The sequence below is a fragment of the Bradyrhizobium sp. genome, assembly GCF_050014615.1.
In the GTDB taxonomy this organism is placed as follows: Bacteria; Pseudomonadota; Alphaproteobacteria; order Rhizobiales; family Xanthobacteraceae; genus Bradyrhizobium.
Map to the genome: position 1 here is coordinate 1 of NZ_JBEKCZ010000101.1, position 18,445 is coordinate 18,445.

16 protein-coding genes are annotated in these 18,445 nt (G+C 63.4%); 11 read left to right on the forward strand and 5 right to left on the reverse strand.

Going from position 1 to position 18,445, the window contains the following annotated elements:
• Window positions 1-465, forward strand: a 465-nt coding sequence (locus tag ABR948_RS17070; RefSeq protein WP_428119940.1) for a thioesterase family protein, incomplete at its 5' end; no start/stop codon positions are given.
• Between the two features lie 4 nt (window positions 466-469).
• Here ABR948_RS17070 and ABR948_RS17075 read toward each other — a convergent pair.
• Complete coding sequence (locus ABR948_RS17075) at window positions 470-643, reverse strand: DUF1328 domain-containing protein (protein WP_428119942.1); 174 nt, start codon at window positions 641-643, stop codon at window positions 470-472.
• 302 nt (window positions 644-945) lie between these two features.
• Between ABR948_RS17075 and ABR948_RS17080 the strand changes: the two genes are divergently transcribed.
• The 3 genes from ABR948_RS17080 (at window position 946) to ABR948_RS17090 (ending at window position 6,702) form a co-directional block, all read left to right on the forward strand.
• Window positions 946-3,588, forward strand: coding sequence for an ATP-dependent helicase (locus ABR948_RS17080; RefSeq protein ID WP_428119944.1), 2,643 nt, complete (start codon window positions 946-948; stop codon window positions 3,586-3,588).
• A gap of 217 nt (window positions 3,589-3,805) precedes the next feature.
• The gene (locus ABR948_RS17085; protein WP_428119946.1) at window positions 3,806-5,833 is read left to right on the forward strand and encodes a tetratricopeptide repeat protein; all 2,028 of its coding nucleotides are present in this window, start codon (window positions 3,806-3,808) and stop codon (window positions 5,831-5,833) included.
• A complete protein-coding gene (locus ABR948_RS17090) occupies window positions 5,824-6,702 on the forward strand; it encodes a CHAT domain-containing protein (protein ID WP_428119948.1) in 879 nt (292 codons plus the stop codon). Before ABR948_RS17085 ends, ABR948_RS17090 begins: the two co-directional genes overlap by 10 nt.
• A 43-nt stretch (window positions 6,703-6,745) precedes the next feature.
• Here ABR948_RS17090 and ABR948_RS17095 read toward each other — a convergent pair whose 3' ends face one another.
• Window positions 6,746-7,939, reverse strand: a complete 1,194-nt coding sequence (locus ABR948_RS17095; protein WP_428119950.1) for an ABC transporter substrate-binding protein — start codon at window positions 7,937-7,939, stop codon at window positions 6,746-6,748.
• A 221-nt stretch (window positions 7,940-8,160) separates the two neighbouring features.
• Between ABR948_RS17095 and ABR948_RS17100 the strand changes: the two genes are divergently transcribed.
• From ABR948_RS17100 to ABR948_RS17115, 4 genes are all read left to right on the forward strand, one after another.
• Window positions 8,161-9,285: a DUF2336 domain-containing protein gene (locus tag ABR948_RS17100; RefSeq protein WP_428119952.1), complete on the forward strand. Its 1,125-nt coding sequence runs from the start codon at window positions 8,161-8,163 to the stop codon at window positions 9,283-9,285.
• Window positions 9,286-9,308: 23 nt separating this feature from the next.
• Entirely contained in the window at window positions 9,309-9,545 is a 237-nt protein-coding gene (locus tag ABR948_RS17105) for a hypothetical protein (protein ID WP_428119954.1), read from the forward strand.
• Window positions 9,546-9,820: 275 nt separating this feature from the next.
• Window positions 9,821-10,744, forward strand: coding sequence for an ABC transporter ATP-binding protein (locus tag ABR948_RS17110; protein WP_428119956.1), 924 nt, complete (start codon window positions 9,821-9,823; stop codon window positions 10,742-10,744).
• Window positions 10,741-11,502 carry an ABC transporter permease gene (locus tag ABR948_RS17115; protein WP_428119958.1) on the forward strand — a complete coding sequence of 254 codons (762 nt, stop codon included), beginning with the start codon at window positions 10,741-10,743 and terminating at the stop codon, window positions 11,500-11,502. Before ABR948_RS17110 ends, ABR948_RS17115 begins: the two co-directional genes overlap by 4 nt.
• A gap of 154 nt (window positions 11,503-11,656) precedes the next feature.
• Here the strand turns inward: ABR948_RS17115 and ABR948_RS17120 are convergent, their stop codons facing one another.
• Window positions 11,657-11,995 carry a hypothetical protein gene (locus ABR948_RS17120; RefSeq protein WP_428119970.1) on the reverse strand — a complete coding sequence of 113 codons (339 nt, stop codon included), beginning with the start codon at window positions 11,993-11,995 and terminating at the stop codon, window positions 11,657-11,659.
• A gap of 275 nt (window positions 11,996-12,270) precedes the next feature.
• Between ABR948_RS17120 and ABR948_RS17125 the strand changes: the two genes are divergently transcribed.
• From ABR948_RS17125 to ABR948_RS17135, 3 genes are all read left to right on the forward strand, one after another.
• A complete protein-coding gene (locus ABR948_RS17125) occupies window positions 12,271-13,053 on the forward strand; it encodes a L,D-transpeptidase (protein ID WP_428119960.1) in 783 nt (260 codons plus the stop codon).
• A gap of 146 nt (window positions 13,054-13,199) precedes the next feature.
• Complete coding sequence (locus tag ABR948_RS17130) at window positions 13,200-14,123, forward strand: glycerophosphodiester phosphodiesterase (RefSeq protein WP_428119962.1); 924 nt, start codon at window positions 13,200-13,202, stop codon at window positions 14,121-14,123.
• Window positions 14,124-14,210: 87 nt separating this feature from the next.
• Window positions 14,211-15,605 carry a TAXI family TRAP transporter solute-binding subunit gene (locus ABR948_RS17135; protein WP_428119964.1) on the forward strand — a complete coding sequence of 465 codons (1,395 nt, stop codon included), beginning with the start codon at window positions 14,211-14,213 and terminating at the stop codon, window positions 15,603-15,605.
• A gap of 8 nt (window positions 15,606-15,613) precedes the next feature.
• On the opposite strand, the gene ABR948_RS17140 is transcribed toward ABR948_RS17135, so the two are convergent.
• Entirely contained in the window at window positions 15,614-17,134 is a 1,521-nt protein-coding gene (locus ABR948_RS17140) for a Spy/CpxP family protein refolding chaperone (RefSeq protein ID WP_428119966.1), read from the reverse strand.
• A gap of 115 nt (window positions 17,135-17,249) precedes the next feature.
• Window positions 17,250-18,445: spermidine synthase (locus ABR948_RS17145; RefSeq protein ID WP_428119968.1), on the reverse strand; the 1,196-nt coding region annotated here is incomplete at its 5' end.

Sequence of the window (18,445 nt, forward strand, 5' to 3'; positions counted from 1 at the left end):
TTCCTGTCGTCGGTGATGCAGATCGAACCGCAATGGATCGACTATAACGGCCATCTCAACATGGCCTATTACAATGTGATGTTCGACCGGGCGATCGACGAATTATGGAGCGAACTCGGGATCGGCCCTACCTACATGAAGGCGCGCCAGGGGTCGACCTTCACCGCCGAATGCCATGTGCGCTATCTGCGCGAGATTCATTTGGGCGATCCCGTGCAGGTTTCGATACTCTTGGTGGGGGCGGACGAGAAGCGGCTGCACACGTTCGAGGAACTGCGCCATGCCAGCGAAGGCTGGCTCTCGGCCACCTCCGAAAACATGACGATTCATATCGACATGACCGCGCGCAAGACCGCGTCGTTTCCTCCTGACATTCGCGCCCGCATTCAGGCTGTGGCGAACGCCCACAGCGCGGTGGCGCGGCCCGAGGGCCTCGGACGAAAGATCGCGATGCCCTCGAAGTAACGATTCAGACCCGGCTGCGCCCGCGCACCACGCCGACCACGGCCGAGACCAGAAACAGCACCACGGCAATGAAGAAGATCGCCTTGGCGATTTCGATGGACACGCCGGCGATGCCGCCGAAACCCAGAATACCGGCAATCAAAGCGATTATCAGGAACGTAACGACCCAGCTCAACATGACAGAACCTCTGTTTCCAATCTCGGTTTCGAGATCCGCGCGACGGAGAACCTCGCGCCCGCGCCGCAGAAACAATCCAGCGCTGGAACAAATGTTCCGGCCGGCTCGAGGCCCCGAAACCACGAAAAATCCTGTTATGGCGGGAACAAAATCAGGGGCTGGCCGCCAAATCGGCGCCGGCAGCCGCGACGGGATAACTCCTGTCAAATCCGCCATCAAAGCCCTATATGCCTCTCAATCCTGCTATGAAGGCTCCCCTTCACGGCCCCGCGGTGCCATCGTGGGCGCAAGACGATTCGCATATGACCGAGCCGAACAAGCTGACCCATCATGGCGTCCCCGAGCACCAGCCCGCCGCTGGCGGTATTGCCGCGCGTGCCCGGGCGGCCGCGACCCCGCAATATCTCACCGGGCTTAACCCGGAGCAGCGCGAGGCGGTCGAAACGCTGGACGGCCCCGTGCTGGTGCTGGCCGGGGCCGGTACCGGCAAAACACGCGTGCTGACTTCGCGCATCGCCCACATCCTGAGCCAGGGCCGCGCCCGCCCCGGCGAGATCCTCTCGGTCACCTTCACCAACAAGGCGGCACGCGAGATGAAGCTGCGCCTCGGCCATATGCTCGGCCAGGCCGTCGAGGGCATGCCGTGGCTCGGCACCTTTCATTCCATCGGCGGGCGGATCCTGCGCAGCCATGCCGAGCTGGTGCAGCTGAAATCCAATTTCACCGTGCTCGATGTCGACGACCAGATCCGCCTGCTCAAGCAGCTGCTGGCGGCCGACAATATCGACGACAAGCGCTGGCCGGCGCGGATGCTCGCCGGCTTGATCGACGGCTGGAAGAATCGCGGCCTGATGCCCTCCCAGGTGCCCCCGGGCGAAGCCGCTGTTTTCGGCAATGGCCGGGGCGGCAAGCTCTACACCCTCTACCAGGAGCGGCTGAAGATCCTCAACGCCGCCGACTTCGGCGATCTCTTGCTGGAAAACATCCGGCTGTTTCGCGAGCATCCCGATGTGCTGCGGCAATACCAGCACCGCTTCAAGTTCATCCTGGTGGACGAATATCAGGACACCAACGTCGCGCAATATCTGTGGCTGCGGCTGTTGTCGCAGGCGCCGGCGAAACCGGGCGCGCCGCTTGCTTCGGTTATTCCGGGGTATGTTTCCTCGCCCGTCATTCCGGCGCAGGCCGAAGGCCTGAACCCGGAATCTCCCGAAGAGGATTCCTCTCGAGATTCCGGGTCTGGTCCTTCGGACCATCCCGGAATGACGACGCAAACGACCGGAGCGCCACCTCCCCCCTCGCAAGCCCCTCCCAAAAACATCTGCTGCGTCGGCGACGACGATCAGTCGATCTATGGCTGGCGCGGGGCGGAGGTCGACAACATCCTGCGCTTCGAGCATGACTTTCCCGGCGCCAAGGTCATTCGGCTCGAGCGCAACTACCGCTCCACCGGCCACATCCTCGCCGCCGCCTCGCATCTGATCGCGCATAATGAAGGCCGGCTCGGCAAGACCCTGCGCACCGAGGACGTCGACGGCGAAAAGGTCACCGTGACCGGCTCTTGGGACTCCGAGGAAGAAGCCCGCGCCATCGGCGAAGAGATCGAGGAACTGCAGCGCGGCGGCCATAAGCTCAATGACATCGCGATCCTGGTGCGGGCGTCGTTCCAGATGCGCGAATTCGAAGATCGTTTCGTCACGCTGGGCCTGTCCTATCGGGTGATCGGCGGCCCCAGATTTTACGAGCGCGCCGAAATCCGTGACGCGCTGGCCTATTTGCGCGTGATCAACTCGCCGGCCGACGATCTGGCGTTCGAGCGCATTGTCAATGTGCCGAAGCGCGGGCTCGGCGACGCCACCGTGCAGATGCTGCACGACCATGGCCGCAAGCGCCGGATTCCGCTGTTCGAGGCCGCCCGCGCCGTGGTCGAGACCGACGAGCTGAAGCCGAAGGCGCGCGGCAGCCTGCGCGACCTCTTGGCCTGCTTCGAGCGCTGGCGGGTCCAGCGCGAGGTGGTGTCGCATACGGAATTGGCCGAAATCGTGCTCGATGAAAGCGGCTATACCGAGATGTGGCAGAAGGACCGTTCCGCCGACGCCGCCGGACGGCTTGAGAACCTCAAGGAGCTGGTGCGCTCGATGGAGGAGTTCGAGAACCTGCAAGGCTTCCTCGAACACATCTCGCTGGTGATGGACCGCGACGGCGGCGCCGAGGACGACGCGGTGTCGCTGATGACGCTGCATTCGGCCAAGGGGCTTGAATTCGACAATGTCTTTCTGCCGGGCTGGGAGGAAGGCCTGTTTCCGAGCCAGCGCACGCTCGACGAGCAGGGCCGCGCCGGTCTCGAAGAAGAGCGGCGTCTGGCCCATGTCGGCCTGACCCGCGCGCGCCGCCGCGCCAAGCTCTACTTCGCGACCAACCGGCGCATTCACGGCACCTGGTCGACCACCATCCCCTCGCGCTTTCTCGACGAACTGCCGGCGCATAATGTCGAGATCACGGAATCCAAGGGCGGTTCCGGCTGGGGCGGCTCCAGCGGCTATGGCCCCTCGCGCTTCGACAATGTCGAATCCTTTGGCTCGAGCTATGCGACACCGGGCTGGCAGCGGGCGCAGGCCAATCGCGCGCGCGGCCAGAGCGGGCGCAACGGACAGGCCGGCGGCGGCTTCAATGAAAGCCAGTCGCCATTCTCAGGTTCGCGTAGCGATACCTCAGGTTCGCGCGGCGCCGCCTCCTCGCGCAACAAACGCGCGCCGATGACTATCGAAGGCGAGCTGATCGCGAAATCCACCGGCACCGTTTCGGAGTTCACGCTCGACGATCGCGTGTTCCACCAGAAATTCGGCTATGGCCATGTCGTCAAGATCGACGGCAACAAGCTCACCATCGCCTTCGAAAAGGCCGGTGAGAAAAAGGTCGTCGATAGTTTTGTGGAGCGGGCCTGAGCCCGCCGGATGGCGCGCGCCCGCGCCGTTCAATGTGACATGCTTCACATCCGGACCCGGTTTTGGCAGCTAAGAGTGACACTTGCGGCATCGACGCCATTCACACAGCATCTTCTGCAGTGCCATGAAAAAAACAGTCCCCCAATTTCCTGCACAACGAATTGGTCTGGCGAGCCGTCTCATTTTGCTGGTGCTGAGTCTGGCGCCGATATCAGCCATGGCCGGCCCCCGCGAGGACTGCGCGGCGCTGTTTCGCCAGGGCGCCCAGTACATGGACCAGCACAATTACGCCAAGGCCGCGGACACGCTGGAACTCGCGGCGAAGCTTGGTGAAACCGCGCTCGGACCGAACGCGCCGGAACTCTCCGACATCTACAACGCGCTCGCCCACACCGATTTCAACCTGGGCCATTACGCGGACGCCATCACGGCGCTGCAGCGCACGTTGGCGATCCGGGAAAAAGCCTTCCCGCCGACCCATCCGAAGGTTGCCAACAGCATCAATGACCTCGCTTTCCTCGAGGATAATCTCGGCCGCTACGATGAAGCCGAAGCCCTCTACAAGCGCGCGGCGTCGATCCAGGAAAAGCTTCAAGGCCCCGATCATCCCGAGACCGTCAGGGTGTTGAACAACCTCGCTGTGCTTTATCTGCATGCGGCCCGATACGCCGAGGCCGAGCCGCTGCTGAAACGCGTCACCGCGAGCTGGGAGAAGGCCCTCGGCGCGACACATCCGGATGTGCTGACCAGCTACAACAATCTCGCCGGTCTCTATGACCTCGAGGGCCGCTACGCCGAAGCCGAACCGCTGATCCGGCATGTGCTCGAGATCCGCGAAAAGGTCCGCGGCCGGGATCACCCGGATGTCGCGCAAAGCCTGAACAATCTGGCCGGCCTGTACAGCGAGGAGGGCCGCTATGCCGATGCGGAGCCGTTGATCAAGCGCGCGCTGCAGATCGCGGAAAAGACCCATGGCGCCGACCACCCCGAAATCGTCCCGGACCTCAGCGTGCTCGCAGCCGATTACCAGCAGGAAGGCCGCTATGCCGACGCCGAGCCGCTGCTGAAGCGCGCATTGGCGATCCGCGAAAAGGCGTTCGGCCCGTCGAACACCAACGTCGCCCAGACCGTCAACAATATCGCCGGGCTGTATATCGACGAAAAACGCTACGCCGATGCCGAACCGCTGTTGAAGCGCGCGATCGCCATCAACGAGAAGGCGCTGGGCCCCGACCATCCCGAGTTCGCCGCCGGCCTGCACAATCTCGGCTTTGTCTACACCCGGCAAGGCCGCTACGCCGATGCCGAACCGTTGCTGACGCGCGCGTTGGCGATCAAGCAAAAGGCCCTTGGACCGGATCATCCCGAGGTCGCAACCAACCTCAGCGCGCTCGCCACGCTCTATGACGCGCAGGGCCGCACCGGCGATGCGCTGGCGGCGTCACGCGCGGCGACGGCCATCGTGGTGAGACGCAGCGAGCAGGCCGATCATGATCGCACCGGCAGCAGCGAACGCGAACGTCAAACCAGCCGAAGCTACTTCCTGCGTCTGCTCCATTTGCTGTGGACCGACTCAGCCGGCACCGGCGGCGCCAGCGACACGGTGATCGACGAAGCGTTCCGCACGGCCCAATATGCCGGCGGCGTCGAAACCGCGAAGGCGGTTTCCGGCACGATGGCGCGCTATGCCTCCGGCACCGACGATCTCGCCGCGCTGGTGCGCGACCGTCAGGATCTATCCAGCCGCTGGCAGCGGCTCGATTCGGATCTGCTCAAAGCGGTCTCGCTGGCGCCGGACAAGCGAAATCCAGCCAGCGAAGCCGCGCTGCGCAAGGAACTGGCCGACGTCGATGCCAAACTGACCACCGACAATGAAAGACTGCGCACGGCGTTTCCGCGCTTCGCCGAACTGGCCGAAGCCCGGCCGGTTCATGTCGCCGATATCCAGGCGGTACTTGGCAGCGATGAAGCCTTTACTGCATTTACGCTCGCCGACACCGAGAGCTTCCTGTTTGTGGTTCGCCAGCACGACGCGCATTTTTTCAGGCTCGATCTCACCAGGGCGCAGGCCGCCGATACCGTCAAATCGCTGCGTGCGGCGCTCGCCAACGACGCCCCGGTCGACGTGCTCAAGGCGCATCAATTCTATCGGACGCTGCTCGGTCCCGCCGATGCGCTGATCGCCGATGCGAAAGTATCTCCCCCGACGGCGCCCTGCAAAGCCTGCCGTTCGCCGTGCTGGTGACACAGCCGCCCACGGCTGCGATCGCCAAACCGTCGGACTATCAGGCGGTCGCCTGGCTGATCCGCCGTCAGGCGGTCGCGGTGGTGCCGGCGGCCTCGTCGCTATCGGCGCTTCGCCGGTTCGCCGAAGAGAAGCACGGCACCGATCCGTTCGCGGGCTTCGGCGATCCGATCTTCGACGGCAGCGGCGCCAAACGCGGCATCGATACCGCGAGCCTGTACCGGGGAGCAGAGGCCAGCGCGCCGGAACTGCGCCGGTTGCCGCGGCTGCCGGAAACCGCGGACGAGTTGCGGGCGGAGGCCAGAATTCTCGGCGCGCCTGAAACCAGCCTGCACCTCGGCCAGGACGCGACCGTCACCTCGCTGCGCCGTCTCGACCTCTCCGGCACCCGCGTTCTCTCCTTTGCCACCCACGGCCTGATCGCCGGCGAGTTGCCGAAGCTCGGTGAGCCGGCGCTGGTTCTGACGCCCCCTGCCCTTCCGACGCCAAATGACGACGGATTGCTGCGCGCGTCCGAAGTTTCCAGACTGAAGCTCGATGCCGACTTCGTTATCCTGTCGGCCTGCAATACGGCCGCGTCCGACGGAACGCCGGGCGCCGAAGGCCTTTCCGGTCTCGCCAAGGCGTTCTTCTATGCCGGCGCGCGCTCATTGCTGGTCTCGCATTGGCCGGTCGACTCCGAAGCGACGGTGAAGCTGACGACAGGACTGATCCGCGCCACCGCCAGCGACCCCGGCGTCGGCCGCGCCGAAGCCCTGCGACGCGCCATGCTCGCCATGATCGACGACACCTCGGGCGGCGGCGAACATGCCCATCCGTTCTTCTGGGCGCCCTTCATTCTCGCCGGCGAAGGCAGCGCGGGCAGATAGCGACCGCGCTGGTGAACCGCTGCCTTATCGAACCAACGCGCCGCTACTTCTCGCCCAGCACATCGCCGAACAGCACCCACGACTTGCCGTCGAACCGCGCCATCTGGATTTGCCGGATCGGGGTGACGTTGTGCGGATCGGTATAGATCTTGATGCCCGGCAGCATCATCGGCATCGCGAGCCCGTCCAGCGCAGTCGCCTGCCTGATGATGTTGTCGCGGCTTAGATCGTCCTTGCAGTTCGCAAGCACCCTGGCCATGATTTGCGCGGCGGTGTAGCCCTGCACATTGAACAGGTCGCCGGTGCTGGCGTTCGGCTGGTACTTCTTCATCCATGCCAGCCAGTCCTTCAGCGCCGGATCGTCGGCCCAGCGGGCGTCGTTGGGATCCTTCAGGTAAAGCCCGGTCACCACGCCGACGGCATTGTCGATTCCGGCCGGCTCTAACACCGCGGCGAACGAATTCGAAACCGACGGCAGGATGATCAGCGGCTTCCAGCCCATGCTCGCGGCCTTCTTGATGGCCTGAGCCGCGAATTTGGGCGTCGCCTCGGCGAAGAACACGTCCGCGCCCGACTCCCGCATCGACACCATCTGGGAATCGATGGTCGGATCGGCGGTCAGATAGGTGGTTTCCGAAACCAGTTGATCGACATGTTCGCCCAGTCCCGCCTTGAAACCCCGGACATAATCCTTTCCGGCGTCCTCGTTCGGCGCGATCACCGCGATTTTGGCGTTCGGCCGGGTCTGCAGGATATATTGCGCATAGAGACGGCCCTCCAATTCGTAGGTTGGATTGAAACCGACCGTCCAGGGAAAATGCTCGGGATCGTTCCACCGCGTCGCCCCCGATGAAACGAACAATTGAGGAATGCGTTTGGCGTTGAGATATTTCTGGACCGAAATATTGGGCGCGGTGCCGACCGAACTGAACACCGCCAGCACGTCGTCCTGCTCCACAAGCTTGCGGGTCTGCTCGACGGTCTTGGCCGGCGAATAGCCGTCATCCAGGGTCAGAAAGTCGATCTTGCGGCCGTTGATGCCGCCTTCGTCGTTCAGCATCTGAAAATAGGCCGCCTCGGCCCGTGCGATGGTGCCGTAGGCGGACGCGGGGCCGCTGTAGGGCGCGGTATTTCCGAGTTTGATGGTGGTCTCCGCCGCGCGGGAAGGACCGGCCAGCATCATCGAGAGCGTGGCGGTGACCAGCAATCGGGCCCAAAACGGCTTGAAAGACAGCAATTTCCTCATCCTTTTCTTGCGCGCGACCGATTCCATCCGGATCGCGGGGCGCCGCTGATGCGGTCCGCCATAACCGGAATATTAACAAACTTCGTCGCATTTGAGCGAATTTTTAGAACAAATACCTATCCGCTACCTTTACGGAAAAATTCCGTGTGCGGGGGTAGGATCACCGTGGATTTCGCGTTTGCGCTTTTTTTTGCGACTGAAGGTCAGCTAAAATGACTACGGAAAAATCGTTTCTTCGGGATCTCGACGAGGCCGTGCAGCGGGGGACCGACGAAAGCCGCACCCGGGCGCTGTGGCACACCACCGATTTGATGATCGCCGGCCGCTATAGCGAGGACGAGATATGGACCTTTGGCGAGGTCATCGGGCGCCTCGCCGACGAGATCGAAATCGCCGCGCGCGCCCAGCTCGCCAAGCGGCTGGCCAAGTTCGACAAGGCGCCGGTCAACATCATCCACAAACTCGCCTTTGACGATTCGATCGAGGTCGCCGGTCCCATCCTGCGGGAATCCAAACGGCTCGAGGCTTACGCCCTGGTGGCCAATGTCTGCACCAAGGACCAGTCGCATATGCTCGCGATCACGCAGCGGGAAACGATCGAGGAGTCGGTCACCGACGTGCTGGTGACGCGCGGCAACCAGGAGGTCGTGAAGTCGGTTGCGAATAATGATGGCGCGCGCTTCTCGGATTTCGGCTTTCTGCACATGATCAAGCGGGCCGAGGGCGATTCCATTCTGGCCGAACAGCTTGGCCTGCGTAAGGACATTCCGAGGCACGTTTTCCAGCAGTTGATCGCCAAGGCAACGGACGATGTGAGAAAGCGGCTCGAACGCGAGCGGCCCTCGATGATCAACCAGATCCAGACCTCGGTGTCGGATGTCGCGGGCGAGTTGCAGTCCAAACTCGGGCCGGTGTCGAGAAGCTATTTCGTCGCCAAACGGGTGGTGACGACGCAGCACCGGCAGGGCAATCTGAACGAGAACAGCATCTCCGTATACGCGCGATCCCATAAGCTCGACGAGGTCACGATCGGACTGTCGCTGTTGTGCGCATTGCCGGGCGATGTCATCGAGCGCGCCGTGCTGGACAAGAACCGCGAGATGCTGCTGATCCTGGCCAAGGCGCTCGACTTTTCGTGGGCGACGACCATGTCATTGCTGTTTCTGGGCGCCAAGGATCACCGCATCACCGCCAAGGACCTCAAGGACACCGAAACCGAGTACGGCCGCCTCAACGCCGCGACCTCGCGCAGCGTTCTGAAATTCTATCAATCCCGCAAGAACGCCGGGGGCACCGATTCCGAACCGAAGCGCCAGCCCGCGCTGGCGGTACATTGAATTCACGGCACGGAACATCCACCATGAGCACATTCGGCAAAGCCACGCGCGAACAACCGGGCGGTCTCTCCGCCGGCATGGTTTCCAGCGACCCGGTGCCTGACATGCCGATGGACGCGGCCTGGATGGTTCTCGAAGCTGCGAACGATCTCGGGGATAACGCCACCGTCGACGTTTGCCGGCGGGTGATCGACGCCAACCTGAACGGCAGGCCCGCCTCCCCATTCGACCTGCATATCATCGTCGAATATTTCAACTGACGGGCAAAAGCTGAAGTGGGACCTGCGCGGATCCGGGATAGCCTCCGGGATCGGCTAAACGGTCGCATCCCGAAGCGCCCGGGCTGACGAGGCCTGCGTTTATAACCACCCCATTTAACCACCCTATGGCTGCGCCAGCGCTTGCACGACGGCGAAAGCGTTCTTATCTGTCGGTGCTCGCCCCCGGCGCGGGCCAAGGCGCCGCGTGATCCTTTCCGCGTCATCCTTGCCGCGTTATCCTTCCCCCATTGCCAGTTCAGACCGTCACATCACCCATGCCATCGATCATATCCGTTTCAAATCTGTCGAAGACCTACGGCTCCGGCTTCAAGGCGCTGAACAACATCAATCTCGAGATTCAGCGCGGCGAGATTTTTGCGCTGCTGGGACCGAACGGCGCCGGCAAGACCACGCTGATCAGCATCATCTGCGGGATCGCCAATTCCAGCCAGGGCAGCGTCACCGTCGACGGCCATGATATCAAGGATGACTACCGCGCCGCGCGTTCGCTGATCGGCCTGGTGCCGCAGGAATTGCACACCGACGCCTTCGAATCGGTGTGGGGAACCGTCAGCTTCAGCCGCGGCCTGTTCGGCAAGCCGAAAAACCCCGGCCATATCGAAAAGGTGCTGAAGGACCTGTCGCTGTGGGACAAGAAGGACGCCAAGATCGTCACGCTGTCCGGCGGCATGAAGCGCCGGGTGATGATCGCCAAGGCGCTGTCGCACGAGCCGCAGATCCTGTTTCTCGACGAGCCGACCGCGGGCGTCGATGTCGAATTGCGCAAGGGCATGTGGGAAGTGGTGCGGACGCTGCAGGCCGCGGGCGTCACCATCATCCTTACCACGCATTACATCGAAGAGGCCGAGGAGATGGCCGACCGGGTCGGCGTCATCAACAAGGGCGAGATCGTCCTGGTCGAGGACAAGGCGAACCTGATGCAAAAGCTCGGCAAGAAACGGCTGAAGCTGCATCTGCAGGGCAGGATCGAAGTGATTCCGTCGGACCTTGCCGCCTACAATCTCGAACTCTCGGATCACGGCTGCGAACTGACCTACAATTACGACACCAAGGGCGAGCGCACCGGCATCACCAGCCTGCTCAGCGACCTCAGGGGCGCCGGCATCCGGTTCTATGACCTCGATACCACCCAGAGTTCGCTGGAAGACATCTTCGTCAGCCTGGTGAGGGCGCCATGAATTTTCGGGCCGTCGGCGCGATCTACAAATTCGAAATGGCGCGGACCTGGCGCACGCTGTTGCAAAGCATCGTTTCGCCTGTGGTTTCGACCTCGCTGTATTTCGTGGTGTTTGGCGCTGCGATCGGCTCGCGCATCACCTCGGTCGAGGGCGTCAGCTATGGCACCTTCATCGTACCGGGACTGGTGATGCTGTCGGTGCTGACGCAGAGCATCGCCAACGCCTCGTTCGGCATCTATTTCCCGAAATTCGTCGGCACAATCTACGAATTGCTGTCGGCGCCGATCTCGTATTTCGAGATCGTGCTCGGCTATGTCGGCGCGGCCGCGACCAAATCGATCGTGCTCGGCCTGATCATTCTCGCCACCGCCGGCCTGTTCGTGCCGCTGCAAATTCATCATCCCTGGTGGATGCTGACGTTTCTGGTGCTGACCGCCGTGACCTTCAGCCTGTTCGGCTTCATCATCGGCATCTGGGCCGACGGCTTTGAAAAGCTGCAGATGATCCCGATGCTGGTGGTGACGCCGCTGACATTCCTCGGCGGCAGCTTCTACTCGGTCAACATGCTGCCGTCGGGCTGGCGCACCCTCACGCTGCTCAATCCGGTGGTCTATCTGATCAGCGGCTTCCGCTGGAGCTTCTATGAAATCGCCGACGTCAGCGTCGGCCTCAGCGTCGGCATCACGCTGTCGTTTCTCGCCGCCTGCATGATCGTGGTGTGGTGGATCTTCAAGACCGGCTACCGGCTGAAGAACTGACGCGCGAAAGCGCGGCATTCCCGGTGCAAGCGCATAGCGCTTGTCGCCGGGGCGCGCCTTAGCGCGAACCCGGAATCTCGAGATTCCCCGATGTGCAATTGCACATCTGAGGTTCGCATCTTCGATGCGCCCCGGAATGACGACTTAGGACAATTCACCGATAGCAATGAAAGCGATCATAGCGGTCGTAGAAACCGCGGCAGCGGTAGTGACGCCCGTAGGGAATGCCGAGCACACCGTCCACCGCGCCGATCGCGCCGCCGACGCCGGCTCCGACCGCCTCGCCAACCACGCCGCCGACCGGGCCGGCAATCCGGTTGCCTTCATAGGCGCCGTCCTGCGCGCCGCGCACGATGCCTTGCGCATGTCCGATCTGGGGGATCGCCAGCAGTGCGAGAGCGAACGCCGCACCCGCAAGATAGAACCTGGTGGGCGAACCGGCCGGCAGCGTCGATGCGGTGATCGCCGATGCCTTGATCTCAGTGGTACTCATCTTGTTCATCTCAATTCCTCATGGCCGGTCGCAAAGCGCCGACAGGGCGGGCATGTGTAACGCCGCTGTGACCAAAAGGTTGCCTGCTCGCGGCAGTCCCTCGAAAAATAGCACCGCGCGCCAGATTCAGCCGCTTCTCGGCCATGTTTGCGCCCGCCTGAACATTAACGATCCCCTGACGCGACCACTGGAACCAGGTCCGAATTTGCGGCATATTGGCCGTGGGGGACGGAGAGCGCGGCACGACATACACAGGCCTGGAGGCCATAGGTAAAATGCGTTCCTTCCTCATTGCTGTTACCGGCCTGATGCTGTTCGCCGCCGGCGCCGCGCAGGCCAAAGTCTCCATCACCGTCGACAAGGATGCGCAGATGATGACCGTCGCGGTTGACGGCGTCGCGCGCTACCAGTGGCCGGTCTCGACCGGAAATCCATCGCATGAGACGCCGAACGGTTCGTTCCGCACCTTCCGCATGGAGGAAGATCACTACTCCAAGGAATTCGACGACGCGCCGATGCCGCATTCGATCTTCTTCACCAAGATCGGTCACGCCATCCACGGCACCGAGTCCGAAGGCCGGCTCGGCACACCGGTTTCCCATGGCTGCGTGCGGCTGTCGCGCGCCAACGCCTCGACGCTATATGCGCTGGTGCAGCAGGAAGGCGTGCTCAACACCACCGTGACGCTGACCGGCTCCGCCCAGACCGCGCTGGCGCGCAATCCGGGCACCCGCCCCGCGGCAGTCGCGCGCCGCAACCAGGCCCCGCAATACGAGCCGCAATATGATGCCGCCGGCAATCCGGTCATGCTGCCGCCGCAGCCACCGGCACCGCGCCAGATCGCGCCGCAGATGCAGGTCGACGACGGTTACATCTATCCGGCCGACGGCAGTTCGAGCGACGCGCGCTATCCCTCGCCGCGCGGCAGCCGGCGCGTCTATGACACGCAGGTCTATCAGCAGCAGCAATATGACAATAACCGCGGCTACGCCGATCCCCAATACGCGCCGCAGGTCTACGCGCCGCGGCCGTATTATCAGCGCGGGTTGTTTGACTAGCAGCGCTGACGCGCCTTGCCTTGTGCGTCGGGCCAGCCGGGTTCGGCGCGTCCTGTGTCCGCTTGTCCCCGTTAGCGATCATGGCCGCCATCCGTTGCCTTACGATCATCGCCGTTGTCGTGTGCTGTATCTCGAGCGGAGCGACTATGGCCTTCGACATTGAAGCGCATCGCGGCGGACGCGCGCTGTTTCCTGAAAATACGCTGCCCTCATTTGCCAACGCGCTGTCGATGGGGGTGGACACGCTGGAACTGGATATCGGGGTCACCAGCGACCAGGCGATCGTCGTCTCCCATGAGCGCGGACTTAACCCCGACCTCGCCCGCGCCGCCGACGGCGTCTATGTGGCACCGCCGGGGATACCCTTTGTCCAGTTGCGGCTTGAAGACGTCAGGAAATACGATGTCGGGCAAATTCGCCCCGGCAGCGCCTATGCGGCGCAATTCCCCGAACAGCACGCGGTGCCGGGAACGCGGATTCCGACGCTGAAAGAGGTCTTCGATCTCGTGCGCAAATCAGGCGACCGCCATGTGCGCCTCAACATCGAAACCAAGATCGACCCCAATCATCCAGAACAGTCTCCGGACCCCGAACGTTTCGTCAGGCTGCTGCTGGATCTTTTGCAGACCGAGAAGTTCAGCGACCGCGTCATGGTTCAATCCTTTGACTGGCGGACGTTGCAGCTTGTGCAGAAACAGGCCCCGACGATACCCACGGTCTATCTGACCCAGCAGGCGGGATCGGGGGCGACGGTGTTTGCGGACAAGGCTTCGATCTGGACGGCCGGGTTCAACCCGGTCGACCATGGCGGATCGCTGCCGCGCGCGATCAAGGCCGCCGGAGGTGCGATCTGGTCGCCATACTTCGGCGACGTCAATCCGGCGCTGATAGCCGAATCCCATAGCCTTGGATTAGCTGTCGTGGTCTGGACGGTGAACAAGCCCGCCGACATCGCGCGCATGATCGACATCGGGGTGGACGGAATTATCTCCGATCGTCCCGATCTCTTGCGCAAGATCGCCGCCGACAAGGGCATCGCCTTGCCGACGGGATCGCCGGTGGCGCCCTAGATCGTCCGGGACCCGCGCCGGGAAGCATGCTAAAATCCAAAAACTGGCGGATCATTCGTAGCTTATCATTCGTAGCTTGGCGGCATCATGTCCACATCAGACGGCTTAAGCGCCGACCCGCCTCCCCGCAGCCGGAAGGACGGCTCTCCGTTTCTCATTTTGGCTGCCGGATTGCTGCTGTTCGCCGCCCTCGCCGGCACGATCTTTCTGGTCACGCGGCCAACCACGCTGCGAATTGCCGTGGGCCCGTCCGGAAGTGACGACCAGAATCTGATTCAGGCGTTGTCGGAATCCTTTGCCCGCGAGGGACGTCCGATCAGGCTTTCGCTGATCACAACGGCCGGCGCGGTTGAAAGCATTGAATATCTGCGCGGTCACAAAACCGATCTGGCGGTCGTCCGCGGCGACGAGGAATTGCCTGACGGCACCCAGTCGGTCGCGATCCTGCGCAAGAACGTGGTGGTGCTGTGGTCGCCTTCCGGCCTTTCAAAAAAGGGAGCGAAGAAGGAATCCAAACCGAAGATCAAGAGTATCGACGATCTCGAGGGCCATCGCGTCGGCGTGATCGGCCGAACGCCGGTCAATGTCACGCTGCTGCGCGTCATCCTGACCGAATCCGGCGTCAACCCCGACAAGGTCGCGGTCAGCCAGTTCAGCACCACCCAGATCGCCGAGATGGTGCGCGATCCCACCATCGATGCGTTCATGACGGTCGGCCCGCTCGACAGCAAGATCACCGCGGAAGCCATCACCGCGACCGCCCACGCCAGGGGCGAGCCGGTGTTTCTCCCGATCGAGGTTTCGGAAGCCCTCGCCCACAAGCACCCGCTGTATGAGTCGGAGGAAATTCCCGGCAGTGTCTTCAGTTCGTCGCCCGCCAGACCCGACGACACGGTCGAGACGATCGGCGTCAGTCACCTGATCGTCGCGCCGAAGTCGTTGTCCGAGACCGCCGTCGGCGCCTTCATCCGCGAGCTGTTTACGGTTCGGCCCTCGCTGGCCCGGGAAGTCCCGAACGCCGCCAAAATCCAGAAGCCGGACACCGACAAGGACGCCGCGCTGCCGGCCCATCCGGGAGCCGCCGCCTACATCGACGGCACCGAGCGGACCTTCATGGACAAATACAGCGACTACATCTGGGGCGGGGTTCTGATTTTTTCCGTGCTCGGATCGGGTACCGCGTGGCTGCGCCACTATATCAAGCGGGACGAGCGAAAGCTGAATACGCTGCATCGTGAAAAGCTGTTGGCCGCGATCTCGCTGGTCCGGAAAATCGATTCGATCGAGGAACTGGACGCCCTGCAACACGAGGCCGACGACATCCTGCGCGAAACGCTTGAATGCTACGACGACGGCGCCATCGAGGAAGGCGACCTGTCCGCCTACAGCCTGGTGCTCGAACAGTTTCATCACGCGGTCGTCGACCGGCGGGCCGCGATCAATGCGGCTGCCGCCGATGTGCCGCGGATACGCGTTGGATAGGACCAAATTCAAAAGGCGATCGAGATCAGCCGGCGAACGATTCCACCGACGCTGACGTGGTGCCGCCGGTAATGTCTTGACGCCGACGTGGAGTCGTCGGACAACGCCGTGCCCGCGCGGCCCGGACCGATGGCTTCGAACTGGGCTTTCTGCTCGTCGGTCAAATCACCATACAGGTCGTCAAGCGCCGCCCGCACGGTCTCGACCGCTCCCAGCATGGTATCGAGCCGTTTGCCGGCCGCGGCAAGCCGAGCCGGCGGCGTCAGCGCCTGATCGGGCTGGCAGGAACCCTTGAGCATCTCTGCCGCCTTCGCGCTGGCGTCCTTCAAAGCGGTCAGGCTCGCGCGCTGTGCGTCGGTCGGATGCAACCGCGCCTCGATTTCGGCCGCCGGCCAATCTTGCGCATCGGGCTGCGCGGTGGCGCAGCTTTGGGCCAGAGGACCGTCGGTTTTCGCGGTGGCTTGCTGGCTGCGCTGGTCTTTAAGTTGATCTTGCCCGAGCGCGTTAAGCCGGGCCTTCTGCTCGTCGCTCAGCAGGTCGTAAAATTTCTCCAGCGGCGGCTGCACGAGGCCGACCGCCGCAATCATCGCTTCGATCCGTGTTTGCATCGCCGCAAGCCGGCCCGGCGCCGTCAGCGTGATCTGGCTTGGACAGGCGGCCTTGATGCCTTGCGCGGCCTTTACCGAGGCATTGGCAAGATCATCGAGGGCCGCGCGCTGGGTGTCGTTGGGCTGAAGCGCCTGCTGGATCTGATCGATCGGCAGACCTGCGATGTCGCGGCTGTCCTCGCCGCACATCTGCGACAGTTCGTCCGGCGCCGGATCTGCTGCCGGCGCGGCGCCCGCCGGATTGCTGCCGGTAGCAGACGGCAGATAGCCGGCGAGCTGGTCATAGCCATAGGGAGCGAACAGGCCGGCATAGATATCACCGTAGCCATACCCCCAGAATGAGGGGTCATCGCCCCACATGGTGTAGTCATACATGTCGTAGTAGGCGAACGGCCAGAACAGCGGGCCGACCCAGCCATATCCACCATTGCCATGCCGCCACCATCCGCCGCGCCGGTCGTGCCATCCCGCGGTCGCAGCACTTGCCGCGATGTGGGCGCGAACGCCGGGATCGCGCAAGGCGGAGTGATTGTGTAACGCGCCCGCGACGGCGCCCGAGACCAATGCGGCGCGCACGGCTGTTGACCTGGCTGTTGATCTGACGCTGGCGTTGCGGCCGGAGAGACCGGCCGGGGAGTTGCGGCCGGCTAACGAACTGCTGCCGCCGAAACCGGTTCGTCCGGCCGACCGGGAAATCGCCGGGCCAGCGCTGAAGTGCCGTCCGCCGCCGCGGAAACCACCGACGCGCGCGCCGCCGCCATGGCCACCGCCAAAATGGCCGCCTCCAAAGTGCCCGCCCCCGCCATGCCCGCCGCCACCATGTCCACCACCACCACCATGCCCGCCGCCTCTGGCCGCGTAGGCCGCGCCCGACAGCGCGATGGAAAGGACTACCACCGACAGGAATCCGAGTTTTGACACGGCACGCTCCTCAAGCGCAGGCACCACCTCGCAGCGGCACCATGGGATAACCCCGGCGCGATAACGCCCGCATGCTCGCAAGGTTCCGTCGTTACCACGCCCCCATCTTGAAGGACTACTGCTCGCCGTCGCGCAGCCGCCGGTACACGGCGCCGAGCACGTTGGAGTAATCGTCGGTCCAGACCCGCTGCTTCTCGTCGGCTTCGGTATCGGTCCACACATCCGACGACGCCAGCCTGCCGACATCGGCCTCCTCGCGCGCCGACACCACGACCGAGGTCGAGAAGATATATTCACTGTCGCGGCCCGAATCCTCGCTGTAGACCCAGCTCTTGAGATCGTTGGCGGCGGCGATGCCGACCGCGACGCTGGTCAGATCCAGATGCCGGTTCGAGACGTGCATCAGCACCGCGCCCTGCGGCGCCAGTTTGTCCTTGTAGATCTTCATCGCCTCTTGCGTGGCGAGATGGATCGGGATGGCGTCCGACGAATAGGCATCGATGATGATCAGGTCGTAGATGCCGTCGGGCTCGCGCGCGAAGGTCAGCCGGGCGTCGCCCATCACCGGCTTGAGGTCCGGCTGGCAATCCCGGATGTAGGTGAAATATCTGGGATCGCGCGCGGTATCGACCATCGACTGGTCGATCTCGAAGAACTTCCAGGTCTCGCCCGGCGCCGAGGCGCAGGCCAGCGTGCCGGAGCCGAGCCCAATCACCGCCACGCGAAGCGGCGCGCCCTTGCGTTCGCGGATCGCCGTGATCGCCTGCCCGATGCCGCCGTCCTTGTGGTAATAGGTGATCGGCTCGGGCCGCCCGGTGACCGGCGTGCCGTCGTCGTTCTGAAATTTCTGCGCGCCGTGGATCGTGGTGCCATGCATCAGCACATGATACTGGCCGTGTGGCGTCACCACGATCTTGTGGACGCCGAAAAAGCTGCGCACGGTCTCGACCCGCCCCTCGTCGGCGGGATAGACGCGAATTAAAATCAGCGCCAGCGCGACGGTTGCGAATATCTTCCAGCGGTTGGCGTTCAGCCCGAGCGCCAGCAGGGCCGAGAGCACGCCGACCGCGCCGACCACCCAGACCCGGTAATCACCGAGCCAGTCCATCAACTTCGCCGTCAGTTGGCCATCCGAATAGACCGGCGCGATCAGGACCACCGCGAGCACGGCGAGAAACGGCCAGTACCAGCGGCTCCAGCGCACCAGGCGCGCGTCGCCGCCGGGCGGCCGGCACAGCGCCGCCAGCGCCAGCAGGATCGGGTATTCCGCGATCCATGAAAACATGAACGGCGCGAGCAGGCCCGCGAACA